This is a genomic window from Cupriavidus sp. U2 (genome assembly GCF_009663685.2).
Lineage (GTDB): Bacteria > Pseudomonadota > Gammaproteobacteria > Burkholderiales > Burkholderiaceae > Cupriavidus > Cupriavidus necator_C.
The window spans coordinates 40,384-53,186 of sequence record NZ_RCOG02000011.1; the positions used below are offsets into that span (position 1 = coordinate 40,384).

At 63.9% G+C, this 12,803-nt stretch carries 14 protein-coding genes; 9 read left to right on the forward strand and 5 right to left on the reverse strand.

Annotated features, from left to right (window positions below; genetic code table 11):
* Positions 1-205: 205 nt before the first annotated feature.
* Genes D9X30_RS09160 through D9X30_RS09185 form a run of 6 tightly spaced genes read left to right on the forward strand, consistent with a single transcriptional unit; the run spans position 206 to position 7,130 of the window.
* Positions 206-1,540, forward strand: a complete 1,335-nt coding sequence (locus D9X30_RS09160; protein WP_153949485.1) for a type VI secretion system Vgr family protein — start codon at positions 206-208, stop codon at positions 1,538-1,540.
* 39 nt (positions 1,541-1,579) lie between these two features.
* Positions 1,580-2,779, forward strand: coding sequence for a DUF2345 domain-containing protein (locus D9X30_RS09165; RefSeq protein ID WP_153949486.1), 1,200 nt, complete (start codon positions 1,580-1,582; stop codon positions 2,777-2,779).
* A complete protein-coding gene (locus tag D9X30_RS09170; RefSeq protein ID WP_228771049.1) occupies positions 2,760-4,733 on the forward strand; it encodes a T6SS effector phospholipase Tle3 domain-containing protein in 1,974 nt (657 codons plus the stop codon). The genes D9X30_RS09165 and D9X30_RS09170 overlap by 20 nt, the downstream gene beginning before the upstream one ends.
* A gap of 14 nt (positions 4,734-4,747) precedes the next feature.
* Complete coding sequence (locus tag D9X30_RS09175; protein ID WP_153949487.1) at positions 4,748-5,455, forward strand: T6SS immunity protein Tli3 family protein; 708 nt, start codon at positions 4,748-4,750, stop codon at positions 5,453-5,455.
* Positions 5,452-5,709: a PAAR domain-containing protein gene (locus tag D9X30_RS09180; RefSeq protein ID WP_153949488.1), complete on the forward strand. Its 258-nt coding sequence runs from the start codon at positions 5,452-5,454 to the stop codon at positions 5,707-5,709. Before D9X30_RS09175 ends, D9X30_RS09180 begins: the two co-directional genes overlap by 4 nt.
* The gene (locus D9X30_RS09185) at positions 5,706-7,130 is read left to right on the forward strand and encodes a KPHS_23130 family T6SS system protein (protein WP_153949489.1); all 1,425 of its coding nucleotides are present in this window, start codon (positions 5,706-5,708) and stop codon (positions 7,128-7,130) included. Before D9X30_RS09180 ends, D9X30_RS09185 begins: the two co-directional genes overlap by 4 nt.
* A 103-nt stretch (positions 7,131-7,233) precedes the next feature.
* On the opposite strand, the gene D9X30_RS09190 is transcribed toward D9X30_RS09185, so the two are convergent.
* Together D9X30_RS09190 and soxR are read right to left on the reverse strand one after the other, a co-directional pair.
* Positions 7,234-7,554 carry a DUF4148 domain-containing protein gene (locus D9X30_RS09190; protein ID WP_153949540.1) on the reverse strand — a complete coding sequence of 107 codons (321 nt, stop codon included), beginning with the start codon at positions 7,552-7,554 and terminating at the stop codon, positions 7,234-7,236.
* A gap of 131 nt (positions 7,555-7,685) precedes the next feature.
* Entirely contained in the window at positions 7,686-8,222 is a 537-nt protein-coding gene (soxR, locus tag D9X30_RS09195; RefSeq protein WP_153949490.1) for a redox-sensitive transcriptional activator SoxR, read from the reverse strand.
* Positions 8,223-8,347: 125 nt separating this feature from the next.
* Here soxR and D9X30_RS09200 point away from each other — a divergent pair, with 125 nt between their 5' ends.
* Positions 8,348-8,776 (forward strand): RidA family protein, encoded by a 429-nt coding sequence (locus D9X30_RS09200; RefSeq protein ID WP_153949491.1) that lies wholly within the window; start codon positions 8,348-8,350, stop codon positions 8,774-8,776.
* A 129-nt stretch (positions 8,777-8,905) separates the two neighbouring features.
* On the forward strand, positions 8,906-9,640 hold the full coding sequence (locus D9X30_RS09205; RefSeq protein WP_153949492.1) for a PIG-L family deacetylase: 735 nt from the start codon (positions 8,906-8,908) through the stop codon (positions 9,638-9,640).
* Positions 9,641-9,668: 28 nt separating this feature from the next.
* Here D9X30_RS09205 and D9X30_RS09210 read toward each other — a convergent pair whose 3' ends face one another.
* The 3 genes from D9X30_RS09210 to D9X30_RS09220 all read right to left on the reverse strand — a co-directional run bounded on the left by D9X30_RS09210 (position 9,669) and on the right by D9X30_RS09220 (position 11,990).
* Entirely contained in the window at positions 9,669-9,965 is a 297-nt protein-coding gene (locus tag D9X30_RS09210; RefSeq protein ID WP_153949493.1) for a hypothetical protein, read from the reverse strand.
* Positions 9,966-9,995: 30 nt separating this feature from the next.
* On the reverse strand, positions 9,996-10,307 hold the full coding sequence (locus D9X30_RS09215; protein WP_153949494.1) for a hypothetical protein: 312 nt from the start codon (positions 10,305-10,307) through the stop codon (positions 9,996-9,998).
* Positions 10,308-10,406: 99 nt separating this feature from the next.
* Entirely contained in the window at positions 10,407-11,990 is a 1,584-nt protein-coding gene (locus D9X30_RS09220) for a BON domain-containing protein (protein WP_153949495.1), read from the reverse strand.
* 288 nt (positions 11,991-12,278) lie between these two features.
* On the opposite strand from D9X30_RS09220, the gene D9X30_RS09225 reads away from it, so the two are divergent.
* Positions 12,279-12,635 carry a hypothetical protein gene (locus D9X30_RS09225; protein WP_153949496.1) on the forward strand — a complete coding sequence of 119 codons (357 nt, stop codon included), beginning with the start codon at positions 12,279-12,281 and terminating at the stop codon, positions 12,633-12,635.
* Positions 12,636-12,803 lie beyond the last annotated feature (168 nt).

The window sequence follows — 12,803 nt, forward strand, 5'->3', positions numbered from 1 at the left end:
TGGCTCCGGCGCCTCGCCAGTGATCTGACGACACACCGGAGCCGTGGAATTGCATTGGATGTTTCTTGTCTATCGCAACACCACGAATTCCTGCTTTACCCCCTCCTCTCTTGCGCTGAATTAGACAACAGCGATTCAGCGGTCTCAGAAGTGGGCAATCCATGTAGCGTGCGACGCACTACACCAGTGCATCGATACGCAAACCATGGTTGTCGAAGATCGATTGGTATCCGGCGCCGATCTCGCCGGGCTCGCAACCGGGCGGGCCGCCTACCGCCTCGAAGTCCCCGCCGCCCCCACCGCCATCGCGCTGTCGGTGGTCTCGTTCAAGGCCGTCGAGGCGCTCGGCAAGCCTTACGAGGTCACCGTCCAGCTGACCCATCCGCTGGAACTCGACCGTGCCGACTACCTGAATCGACCGGCCACCTTCGTCATCGACCCCGGCGATGGCAGCGAGCCGCGCCGCTTTGCGGGATGGATTCCGGCGTTCTCGAAGACCCGCCAGACGCGTGACTTCCATGGCTACGAGATGGTCGTGGAGCCGCTGGTGACGCGCCTGCGGCTGACCCCGCGCAGCCGTGTCTATCAGCACAAGACCGCACCGCAAATCATCGAGGCCATCCTGCGCAGCCACGACCTCGAAGGTCATCAGTTCGCTTTCCGGCTACGGCGCGAATATCCCGAGCACAAGTTCCGCCTGCAGTACCAGATGTCCGATTGGGACTACGTGCGCCTGCTGATGGAGCAGGAAGGCATGTACTGCTACTTCGCACCCGGGAAATTTGGCGAAATTGTGGTGTTCGGGGACGACATCGATCACTACATCTATCAGCCGGAACTGCGGGTGCCCTATCGGGAGACGGCCGGGCTGGAGTCGGGCACCGAAGCGGTTTTTGCCATTCGTACCAATACGAGAACCGTCGCCAGATCGGTCCTGGCATCGGACTACAACCCCGCGCACGCCTACGAGCGGCTCAAGGCCGACGCCAACATTGCATACAAGGATCGGACGACTTATGGCGAGCCATATATCCATGGCACCCATCATCTGGATATGGCCGGCGCGAAGTGGGAGGCGCTGCTGCGCCACGAGGCGGCCATCGCCGGGCAGGTTGTCTACCAGGGTGAAAGCAACGTGCTGGCGTTGCGCCCGGCACGCATCCTGCGCATGGACACGACGCTGCCGGATGCGCCCAACGGCCAGGTCATCACCGAAGTCATCCACACGGGCGCCCGCGATCAGGCTTATCGGAATACCTATCAGGCGATTCCGTCGGACCGGCGCTTCCGTCTGCCGGTCGACGACACGAAATGGCCACGCATCGCCGGCACGCTGAGCGGTCGCGTCACCTCACCGGGCCAATACAAATACGCCTACCTGACGCAGGACGGCCATTACACCGTCCGCTTCGACCCACGTCGCAGCTTGTCTACTGCGCTTCCAACAAGCATGAGTCGCCTCCGGGCAGGGTCGGACAGGGCGCGCTTGCACGCTGAACAATTCAGCATACGGCAGATTCTGTGTGACTGCGGCCAATAGTGTGCCGATCGCCGGCTGGCCAAGCCGTTCGCCGGCGCCGTGCAGACTGGCTTCCACTTCCCGCTGCTGGAAGGCACCGAGGTCGCCATCGGCTTCCACGACGGCAACCCGAACCGCCCCTATATCGCCCACGCGCTGCACAACAGCCACAAGCCCGACCTGATCATCGGGCGGGACGGCTGGCAATCGCGCAACGTGATCCGCACGCAGCGCAACAACAAGCTGCGCTTCGAGGATTGGGAAGGGCATGAGGGGATCAAGCTGTCGACCGAGTACGGCGGCAAGACGCAACTGAACCTCGGGTATCTGGTGGATCGCCAGATGAAGGAGCGGGGGCAGGGGTTCGAGTTGCGGACCGACCTCAAGGGTTGCGTCCGCGCGGGTGCGGGGCTTTGGCTGACGGCCGATGTTCAAAAGGCAGCCAACGGGCCTCAGGCCGATCTCTTGCCGGCCTCTAGCCAGATGGAGTTGGCCATTGCCCAGGCGGAAGGCCTGGCCGAGGCCGCACGTCTGGCCGTCGCCGAAGTCGCCGATCTGAAAGCCGAAAATCGCTGGCTCAAGGACAGCGTTGTCGAGTTGCAGCAAGCCGTCGTGGTGCTGTCGGCCCCAGCCGGTATTGCCGCCACCACGCCCGATCGGATTTCCATGGCCGCCGGCAAGGATATCGGCATCAAGACCGCTGCCCTCTTCCATCTTCACGCGCTGCGTAACGTCGTGATCGCGGCGGGCGAAACGATATCGCTGTTTGCGCACAGACTCGGTCTCAGGCTGATTGCGGCGCGAGGAAAGGTCCTGATCCAGGCTCAGGCCGATGCCATGGAACTGGTGGCCGACAAGGACGTTCAGCTCGCGAGCGCCAGCGGCACGCTGACAGCCAACGCGCGCAACGGCGTGGTGCTGAACGGCGGCGGCAGCGCCTACGTCAAGGTGCACGGCGACAACGTCGAGATCGGCGGCAGCGGGCGGCTCATTCTCAAACTTATTGAAATCGACAAGTCCGGGCCGGGGTCGCTGGAGCTTCCGTTGCCAGGCTTCGCCCGCACGGACGCGGCGCAGACAGAGCGGTTCGTGCTGACGGATGAATCCGACGGCGCGCCAATCATCAACAGCCTCTACCGCATTCGCCTGGCCAATGGCGACATCGTCGAAGGCCGTACGAATGCCGCTGGCGAGACCGACATCCTGACACGCGATATCGCCCAGGGCATGCAGCTACTCCATGTCAGTCGAGAACTTTGAAATGACCGAACAATCTTCCGATTCTCGTAAATCCGCCAATACGAAGCCCGACGTTGAAAAGCAGCCCGAGGTGCGGCCCGCCACCTCCACACGCGTTGTGCCGATGAAACGCGACGCATTCGGCAAGCCGTACTGGGAATCCTTTCTGACCCCTGCCAGCTACCAGGTGAGGGCCGAGGCCCGTGTGCCGCCGCATTTGCCGGGGATCATCATTTTTGTGCACGGGGTGAACTCGGAGGGGGAGTGGTATGACAAGGCCGAGCGGGCGTTGTGTGAGGGGTTAAATGAGAGGTTGGGGCTGGAAGAATCGGCGTACAAGTTTTTGCCGAACAAATATCGCGACGGTGAAACGTTTCCTTCCCCGAAGGGGCATATGCGTAGAGTGGACCCCGACAACCCCGGCTACTCCCCCGTCATCCGCTTCTACTGGGGCTACCGAGAACCCGACGAAAGCCCAGGCCGCTTCAAGATTCCACTACGCAATATTGCTGGCGCTGACTTCTGGAAGCGAGAGGAAACCGATCGCGGACCATGGTTCTGGGGCGGCGGTGCTTTTCAGAACGGCACCAACAGCCTCCAGCAAATGTGGAACGGTTTGGGTTTCAAACGCAACCTCATGCGCTTTGTCGACCTGGAGGCGATGAATACGGAGCCAGAGCGGCAGTTGCAGGACGCGCCGCCGCGCGACTACTACCCCCATGCCGCGCAGCGGCTGGCCAACCTGATCGACAAGATCCGTACAAAGCATCCGCACGACACGATTTCGGTGATGTCGCACAGTCAGGGCACGATGATTGCCCTGGCAGCCTTGGCGCTTTGCAAGACACGGGCGCCCGACGCGCTATTTCTGATGAACTCGCCCTACGCGCTCGACGACAAGCTCGCGGATGGCGCGACATGGAGCGATGCCCGCCCTTCCGAGGCTGCGCGCGTTCAGACGTTTCGTAATATCGCCAATCGGATCAAGGCGGAGAGGCGCCTGCTGGACGAGCGGCTGCTGGTACAGCAGCGGGTTGGCAGGGGCCGGAATGGCAAGCGTTGGCGCCCCTTCAGCGAGATCACGCCGGCAGTGAGCGAGCGCGACAACCACGGGCGGGTCTATGTCTATTTCAGCCCGCATGACCGCGTCATGGGCCTGACGACGCTGGAAAGCATCGGATGGCAGGGACTACCCGACGACCTGCTTGCCGAACTGGGCGATACGGTCAAGCAGCGCATGCTGGCTCGCCTGACGCCATGCGGCGACGCGCCCGGCATCAAGCGATTCGGCACCCTGCCGGACATGAAATACGGCAGCCACTGGGACCCCAAAAATACGAAGCCGTTCTGGGATGGAAATCACGGGCCGCTCTTCAACGCCATGAAACTGTGGACGGTGCCCCATCCCGACCAGATGGTCACCGTCAATGCCGAGGCCGTGGCAAATCCGTTGAAGCCTGAAGAAACCGCCGGATTCGACGAATCGGTCACGGACGATAACGTGCGAGCCATGGGGGAAATCGATCCCGACACGGGCCGGTATTTCAAGCCCGAGTTTCCGTATTTTGAGTCGATTTATGAGCCGAGTTACCAAAATCGCGGCCAGGACATTTACAGCGGAGACCGGCCGATTCGAACGCTGGAATCGGCTGAAGAGGCGCGGGACCGGTTCCGCCGGCACAAGCCCGAACCACCCGACCACAGCACGCTGCCCGAACACATGGAGTTCATGCGGCGGATCGTCGCTTACGACCTGCCCATTGGATTTTGTGAAGCCTTCGAAGACCGGGAGTTCTGGATCGGGCTCATGCATGACGCCGACTGGACGCACTTCACTGACCATTATTTCAATTCGGGCGTGTTGCTGAAACCGGAAATGCCCGCGGCCATCGACCGGGATACGGTCAAGGACGCGACGGCGCGTGCTGCAGCCGAGAATCAGACCAGGCAGCCGCGTTGGGATTTGGGAAACTGAAATCAGGAAGCATCATGAAACACGAAAAACGAAAATCCATGCATTTGTGTATCGGTGTGGCAGTCGCATTGCTGACCGGCTGCGCCCAGAAGAACTGGCGCCTGGCGACGCCTCCCCCCGACTACGACGTCCCGCCACAAGCCATCTACTGGTTCGACGACCACCGTTATATCTCGCTGGAAAACTACAAGGATTGCCACCACGGCACGACGTATTACAACGATCCAAGGCAGGGCATTCGCACCCGGCTTGGACGCTACGGCATTGAAAACTACCAAGGGCGCCTGATCAATGCGGACCCAACGGGACAGATTATCGTGATTCCTTCGTCGTACACGCCGGATGGCGTGTGTCCGGACAAAGGCTGCAATATCTCGTTTGTTTACTCTACGGATGGTGGTCGTTCATTCCGCGGCTGGTATTACATGCGAAATACCCGGACGCCTTATAAGGATTCCGCAGACTATATCGTCGCATCGACTTCCGATCGCCTCTATGTCGCCGAAAAATGGGGAGATCGGGACCACTATGTCATCCAATATCCCTTGCGGGCCAACAGCGATTCAACAGACGTACAGTCAACTAGCGTTCGTGAGGAAACTTTTGCTGCCTCGAAGCGCCCCGACTACCTAAAAGGCCTCCGCACACCTTCAGGCCAGGAATACATCTCCTGCGACGACTCGATCCGCCCCACCAACCTTCCGAAAGTCAAATCAAAATGAACCATCCGGTATTACTCGGTGATCCCACCTCGCACGGCGGCTGCGTGAAAACAGCGACCTCGACCTTCAATATTGACGGTCGCCGCGCCGCGTTGGTTGGAGATCTCGTTTCCTGTCCAAAGCACGGCGACAATCCCATCGTCGAGGGCGGGACAGGGTATCGGGAAAACGGCAGAAAGCTGGCGGTACATGGCTGCCGTTCGGAATGCGGCAGCGTGATGATGGCAGCGTCGTCCGGAGCAACGATCGAATGAATTTGCAATGGAACACCCGCAAAGTGGCTGAACGGCCCGAGCCAGACTTTCCACCCATCTGGCTGTTTGTCGTGTTCTTCTTTGCCGTTCAGGGTGTTGGCATCCTGATCGCCATCGCGCAATGGCCCGACGGCAAAGCCATCTCGTGGAGCCCGTTCCTGTTCCAGGCAACATTCCTGCCTTTTCTGTTTTTTGTAGCCGTCTGCGGGGCAGTGGTGTACGCCGGCTATGAAATGCCGTGGAAGGGCGCCGTGCTATGGAACTTGATGTGCCAGTGGCGAAATTACCATTGGCTCTGCTGGACGCGCGATCACGTCGTCCTGGTGGATAGCGTCGTGATGACGCCCGAAGACGAAATCGCGGAGCGGATGCTCGGTCTCGAAGGCCGTCCGCCAGACAACGTCGGCAAGGCCGTCACCTTCGATTTCGACCTAGCACCAGGGGAAGCGCGCATCGAGCATCTTTTAAGGAATCTGCTGGCCTCCCTATTGCCGGCGTTGCAGCGCATGGGGCGTACGGAATCGATACAGATTGTGTTGCAGTCGGAGGACCAGGATGACCTGACGGTATTGCGGCGTGTGTTGGCAGCGTGGAATCTGCCCGGCCACCCTACACTCGTGTGGCAATCGCCGGGGCAGCCCGACCCCATGGATTCGCTTTGGGTAGAACACAAGCCGATGTCCGGCGTCCGGCTGTTCATTGCGTGTCAGCTCGGACGCGCCGGTGCCGAGCCGCCGTATTCCGAAATGGCGGTCGCCATGCTGTTTGCCGACGCGAGCGCGTTGGCCCGCAACCGGCACGGGCTCAGGCCCCAGGCTTGCCTGTATCGGCCGGTCGTGGCGGAGTCCGATGAGGTCGATAGAGGTATCGCCATGCTGCTCGGCTCTGAACCGGTCGCCGCCGGCCGTATCCGGCAATTCTGGCTTACCGGCCTGAACAAGCCGTTGCGGCATGCCGTCACGGTGGCGGTCAAGGACGCGGCGCTACGTGCCGACACGCAGGATATCGACCAGGCGCTCGGCAAGCCAGGACATGCAAACGGGTGGGTGGCGCAATCGCTCGCCGCGAAAATGGTGCGGCATGGACAAGGTGCGCAGCTTGTTGCAATACCGTGCAAATCAGGCGTTGCAGTGAACATCGTGGCAAACCGGCCGGAGAGCCCGGACCGTCCCGGAGAGGACCGCGTAGTACCCTTTTCTCTGATGTGGGCAACCGCCATGATTGCGATGGCAGTGTTTGTCGGGAATCCGGGTGTGGCTGACGGCGATGCCGACCGCACCGCGCTTTTGCCGTGGTGGGCGGCCGCGCTGTTTGCGTTCGCCGGCATGGCGTTGCAAGTCGCGAGCGAGTTGCTTTACTACCGCCTGTTGTCAAGGGAGTTTGACGAAGCTTGCTATCCGGCGAATGGGCTGAGGGGCTGATCGGCTAATGCCTGCGTGCGGCGAGAAGGGGCCACGCAAGGATGTCCCCGGCATCCTGGACACCGGGGCCGGCTTCAGGCAAGCGGCATAGGCCCCCCACCCCTCAAGCCCCATCATAAAAAGCACTACGCGGACGATCGATCCGGGGCACGGTGTTGGCGGCGTGCATGGATGCCTGGACCTTCGGCATTACCACCGGGGCGGGCTGGATGCCCTGTTCGGCTGCGACCTTGGCCTCGGCGGCCTGGATGTCGACGGGGTAGTTGTCGTCATTGCGGCCGGGGTGGTAGCCCGCCTTTTCCACGGCGATCAGGTCGGCCAGGACCGAAGCCCGGGTGACCGGGGCCTGTGCGGCCGGGACGCTCTGGGCGAAAGACATGGCGGGAGCCGCGACGATGGCGGCGGCGATCAGCAGTTTCTTCATCGTGTTCATGATGTGCTCCTTGTCAGCAGGGGTTGTGAACAGGATTCATCATGGACGCCAGCGCCCAATGGGCTTTTTCAGATCGCACGAAGTTGTCGGGTTGTCACGATCGGGCGCGGGCGCGGTGACAATCAACGCCGCATCGCTTTTTGCCGATGTTGGCAACTGCCCTCCTCGATGTGGGCGCCTGGCCCCTGTTGCGCCATCATGTCCTGCGGGTTGCGCAACGGACACGCCTTGAGCGACAGGCAGCCGCAGCCGATGCAGCCGTCGAGCTGGTCGCGCAGCATGGTCAGTGTGCGGATGCGTGCATCGAGGTCCGCGCGCCAGGCGGCGGACAGCCGGCGCCAGTCGGCCACCGTCGGCGCCTTGTTGGCGGGCAGATGTGCGAAGGCGTCGGCGATCGTCGCCAGCGGCAGGCCCATGCGCTGGGCCACGCGGATGACGGCCAGCCGGCGCAGGATGCCGCGCGGATAGCGGCGCTGGTTGCCGGCGCTGCGCGTACTGGCGATCAATCCCTTCGACTCGTAGAAATGCAGCGCCGATACCGCGATGCCGCTGCGCTCGGCCACTTCGCCGACGGTGAGCGGATCGCGTGCGCGCAACCGACGTTCCGTACGAAGGGGAGCCGCGTCGGAGACAAGGTCGGGGGCGACGGTCTTTGGCATGGTGATCCCTATTTTTTTGAGGAATATTCGAAAGCCCTTGCAGGGCGAGATGGTATCGCAACGGCGCTTGACCTCAAGTGCGCTTGAGGTTCGATACTGGCGCGACTCTGACTCAGGACCCTGCCATGCTGCTTGAATCGCCCCGCGCGCCGTACCTGCAATTCGTCAATCCGCCAGACCTCTACGATCCCCGCCTGAACGGCTATTCCCATGTGGCGATCGCCAACCGCCCCGCCCGGATCATCTTCGCGGCCGGCCAGGGCGGCGAGGACATGTGTGGCGGGTTGCGCGCCGATTTCTCCGTGCAGGTCAATCAGGCCCTGGCCAACCTGCGCGTGGCCCTGCAGGCGGGCGGTGCCGATATCCCCGACGTAGCCAAGATCACCGTGCTGATCGTCGACCATTCAATGGAGCGGCTGGCCATCTTCAGCCGCGCCTGGCAGGCGCTGCTGGGCGACTGGCCCGCGCCCGCCTGCACGTTGATTCCTGTGCCGAGGCTGGCGCTGGACGGCATGCTGTTCGAAATCGAGGCGGTGGCCGTGCTGCCGGAATGAGCCGCGCGACGGCGGTCAGCGGTTGTCATACCGTCGTGTGACCGACCGGCATGCCCCTTGCAATGCCACGGGTAACCCCGGCCCATGGCCGGGCCGGATTCATTACTGCCCGGTCGGCATTGCAAAATCATGGAAATTCCACATCCGCTGACGATAATTTCCCCTCACCTTGACGATGCCGTCTTCAGTTGCGGCAGCCTGCTCGCTGCCAGCCGCCAGGCGCTGGTGATTACGGTGTTTGCAGGCCTGCCCCGGCCGGATCTGGCGGCGCCGGCCCGTGACAGTGCGGCCGGTTTTGCATCGGCCCGGCACGCCATGGAAGCCCGGCGCCATGAAGACGCCCGCGCCTTGTCCGCGCTGGGGGCAGACCCGGTCTGGCTCGACTTTCTGGAACAGCAATACGGCCAACGCTACGACGCCGTCAGTATCGCGCTGCGGCTCGGCCGCCTGCTGGCATTGCAACCGGGCGGCACGGTGGTGGCGCCGATGGGGCTACGGCATGCCGATCATATGCTGGTCAACGCCGCATGCATGCTGGTGCGCGAAGCAGCCTTTGTCGACTTGCCGGAGACCGTCCCGCATGCCGAGAACGAGCCGCATGTGCCTGCATTCCGATGGATGTTCTACGAAGAAGCCATTTACCGCCGCATGCCGGGCGCCGTGCAAAGCCGGATGGCCGGCTGGTGGCAGGAGGGCCTGCTCGCCTCTCCCGTCCACATGCCGATCAGTGTCTTCACGGCGCAGAAGGCGCGGGCCGTGCAGGCCTACGCCAGCCAGCTGGCCTTGTTCTCACCCGCCGAACTGGCCGATGTCTGCGCGCCGGAACGCTACTGGTCTCTGGATGCGGCCGACGTGCACCCGTAATGCGCGCCGGTCCGCTTGCCGCATATCGCTAGGGACGCTTGGCCGGCGCCGTCTTTGGCGCGGAAGCGGGATAGTCATAGGTCTGCGCCGAGGACGCCCCCTGATTGAGGGCTGGCCCACTACCGGGCTTGCGATGCCCCTCCTTGGTCAATCCCCACTCTCGTGCCCCGGGCGCCACATCGGACGCGGCGGTGCCGGGTGCGCGGTTGTCGACCTTCGGCGTCTGGGAGGGGTTCTGGGCCCACGCCACGCCGCCCAGTGACAGGCAGGCGGCCACGCACAAGGCGCGGCGGGCACGGGTCGGAATCAGGGGTATATGTCGCATGGTGGCGGCTCCTGTCATCCGTTGACGGGACTACGAGCGGTTATCGACCGGCGGCGCATCCGGCTCGCGGCTGCCGGGGTCCAGCAGATCCTGGCTTCCGATGCCGGCCGGCTGGTCTTCCTGCCGTGTGGTGGCCCGCTGTCCCTCGCGCGCGCCGGGGGTTTCCTCGCTCGATGCACCACGGGTCGCCAGCGGATCGCGCTCTTCCCGCGCATCCCGGGAATCCCGGGCATCGGGCGCGCCCTCGCGGTCCCGGGTTGCGGCGTTGTTCTCCGGCGATTCGTGAGCGCGACGTCTGTCGCGATTCCGGCGGCGGCGGGTTCCTGCATAGGCGAAAGGCATGGGGCATCTCCTTGTTCGAATGCTTGGTGTATGGATGCTTGCAGCTCAAGCCGCCAGCGCGCGGGGCCATCCCCACACGCTGGCGCAGTGCGTCGGCGGTCAGCTTCCCGACCTGCCCGACGTGGAGCCTGAAGTGGTGCCCAACGTCGAACCCGATGTGCTGCCTGATGCGCTGCCCGACGTCGTGCCGGAGCCGGATAACGACGCTGAACCGATGCCAGTGCCGAGGCTGCCCGAGCTGCCTGCCGCACTGGAGGGCGCGGTGCTGCCCTGGCTGCTGGGGCTGCTCATGCCTTGCGACATGCGCGACCCGCCGGACTGTCCTTCTCTGCCCCCGCTACCTTCCCTGCCCATGGCGGAATCGCGCGTGACACGAATCTGGTTGTGCACGTCCTTCACGCCGAACACTTCGTCGGCCATGTCCTCGATCCGGTATTTCTGCTGCCGGTCCTGTACCGTGCCGCTCAGCGTGACCACGCCGCCGCTGACGGAGACCTCGACCTCGCGGACATCCACCCGGCTGCTCATCGCTAGGCGTTCGCAAAGATCTTCGCGGATACGCTCGTCGGAACGCTGGTAGCCCTTCGGACCGGCGCGTTGCGCCCGCCGTGCCGCCGCAGAGCCACCGGCTCCGCCATAGCCACGGTTCAGATCGCTGCGTTCGTCGGCGCCGGTGAAATGTTCGTAGGCCCGTTCGTTCGGATCGTACCCGCCGGCGCCGGTGCTGCCGCCAAAGCCACGTCCGCCACGGTCGCGCATGGACCCCTGGCCCGACCCCTGCCGCTCGCGCTGCCAGTCGCCGCCAGCGCGCCGCTGCCAGGGCTGGAAGCCCTGGCCGGCAGACGGGTCCTGATCGCCATAGTCGGATACGCCATAGCCGCCGCGATAGTGCGTGCGCATGTCGGGTTCCGACCCGGTGGGGCCTTCCCAGCTGCTGCCCCAGGCGCCTCCGGCGTCACGGCCCGACTGGCGACCTTGCTGACGGCCTTCACGCCCTTGTTCCCATCCGCCCTGGCGCTGCGCCGATCCACCGCGTGCCGGCTGATCCCAGCGGCCGCGGCCCTGCCCCCACTCGTCGCCCTGGCTGCCCTGCTGGCTCGACCATTCGCTGCCGTGCCCGGCGCCGCCCTCCTGGTGCCAGTCGCCCCAGCGTTCTCGTTCATACCGCTGCGGGGCATTGCGCTCGCCGCCCTCCCGGCCGCCCTCCCGGCTGAACTCCCGGCCCGACTGCGGGCCTGGCTGTTGGCCGAACTGCTGGCGCCCGCCCTGCCGGCCTTCGCCGTACTCGCCATAGCGCCCTTCGCCATAGCCTTCCTCGAAGCGCCGGTTCTGGCCTTCATAGCCGCCGTAGCCGCTTGACGAGACCGACGTCGAACCTTGCGACGACGACGTCCCGCCGCTCCAGCGGCTACCGCCGGGCTGCTGGCCGCTGCCCTGCCAGTCGCTGCCCGCGCCTTGCTGGCCCGGTTGTGACTGGCTGCGTCCCTGGCCTTGCCAGTCGCTGCCGCCCTGTTGGCGATGGGTGAGCCAGTCTCCGCCGCTGTAGGCTTCCTGCTGGCGCTGCGTGCCGCCCTGCCGGCGGCGGTCGTCGCGTTCGTCCTGATCACTGCGATCGTCACGGTCAGCGCCATAGGCGCTGTAGCGGTCGTCCGAACCACTACCCCTGTTGTTTCCCTGGTTCATGAGCGTCTCCGGTGGGGTCAATACGGCCAATACGGTCAATACGGACCCTTCGACGCAAATTCCATACCGCTGGCACCGGCCCGCACAGTCAGCCGGCCAGCCATGGCGCGGCAGGCGCTTCCCCGACGCCGGGCGCCGGTTCGATTTACATGGCCATATAAATCCTGCAAACGGGCTTCACATGCTGTAGTCAACGGCCTACACCCGATTCAGTGGCCTCCCCCTGAGCGCACCGCAGGCGGAGTCGTATCGTGAAGTCACCGCCACCAATTTTTCGGGAGACGATCGATGAAACGCCTGCTCACGACCACTGCCCTGGCCATCAGCGCCATGCTCTGCATGCCGGCCATGGCCCAGCCCAAGAATGACCCGCCACTGTCGCCCAACGCAACGAACCCCAGCGCCCCGCCGGCACCCGAAGGCCCGACGACCCAACGCGGCAGTTCGGGCAGCGGCGCGATGATGAGCGGCGACTCGACCATGCAGCACGACAAGACCGCGCAAACCAAGTCGGCCCACAAGACCAAGAAGAACACGGGCCAGCACGCCAAGAAGCCGCGCGAACAGGACGCTTCGCCGGTAGCCACGCCGACAGCACCTTCCGGCCCCAAGGGCGACTCGCCCGATCCGGTCCAGAAGCCTTAACGGCAAGGTCAAGCCAGCGGGCCTGTCTTTCCACGGGCCTCCCCCGTAGACCCGCTTGCGGCGCGTCGCACGTTGTTCCCCAAACCGGAGCAATGTGCGGCGCGTTTTTTGCGTGTGTTTCGCAGGTTCGATCGGATAACCACGCGCCCGTATCGAATTCGGTGAATT

What these genes read in the sequence shown, in the direction of transcription:
- D9X30_RS09175 (WP_153949487.1), top strand. Translation starts at nt 4,748, where the DNA reads ATGAAACACGAAAAACGAAAATCCATGCATTTGTGTATCGGTGTGGCA.
- D9X30_RS09220 (WP_153949495.1), bottom strand. Translation starts at nt 11,990, where the DNA reads ATGAACCAGGGAAACAACAGGGGTAGTGGTTCGGACGACCGCTACAGC.
- D9X30_RS09210 (WP_153949493.1), bottom strand. Translation starts at nt 9,965, where the DNA reads ATGCGACATATACCCCTGATTCCGACCCGTGCCCGCCGCGCCTTGTGC.
- D9X30_RS09170 (WP_228771049.1), top strand. Translation starts at nt 2,760, where the DNA reads ATGTCAGTCGAGAACTTTGAAATGACCGAACAATCTTCCGATTCTCGT.
- D9X30_RS09180 (WP_153949488.1), top strand. Translation starts at nt 5,452, where the DNA reads ATGAACCATCCGGTATTACTCGGTGATCCCACCTCGCACGGCGGCTGC.
- D9X30_RS09215 (WP_153949494.1), bottom strand. Translation starts at nt 10,307, where the DNA reads ATGCCTTTCGCCTATGCAGGAACCCGCCGCCGCCGGAATCGCGACAGA.
- D9X30_RS09205 (WP_153949492.1), top strand. Translation starts at nt 8,906, where the DNA reads ATGGAAATTCCACATCCGCTGACGATAATTTCCCCTCACCTTGACGAT.
- D9X30_RS09190 (WP_153949540.1), bottom strand. Translation starts at nt 7,554, where the DNA reads ATGAAGAAACTGCTGATCGCCGCCGCCATCGTCGCGGCTCCCGCCATG.
- D9X30_RS09225 (WP_153949496.1), top strand. Translation starts at nt 12,279, where the DNA reads ATGAAACGCCTGCTCACGACCACTGCCCTGGCCATCAGCGCCATGCTC.
- D9X30_RS09185 (WP_153949489.1), top strand. Translation starts at nt 5,706, where the DNA reads ATGAATTTGCAATGGAACACCCGCAAAGTGGCTGAACGGCCCGAGCCA.
- soxR (WP_153949490.1), bottom strand. Translation starts at nt 8,222, where the DNA reads ATGCCAAAGACCGTCGCCCCCGACCTTGTCTCCGACGCGGCTCCCCTT.
- D9X30_RS09160 (WP_153949485.1), top strand. Translation starts at nt 206, where the DNA reads ATGGTTGTCGAAGATCGATTGGTATCCGGCGCCGATCTCGCCGGGCTC.
- D9X30_RS09200 (WP_153949491.1), top strand. Translation starts at nt 8,348, where the DNA reads ATGCTGCTTGAATCGCCCCGCGCGCCGTACCTGCAATTCGTCAATCCG.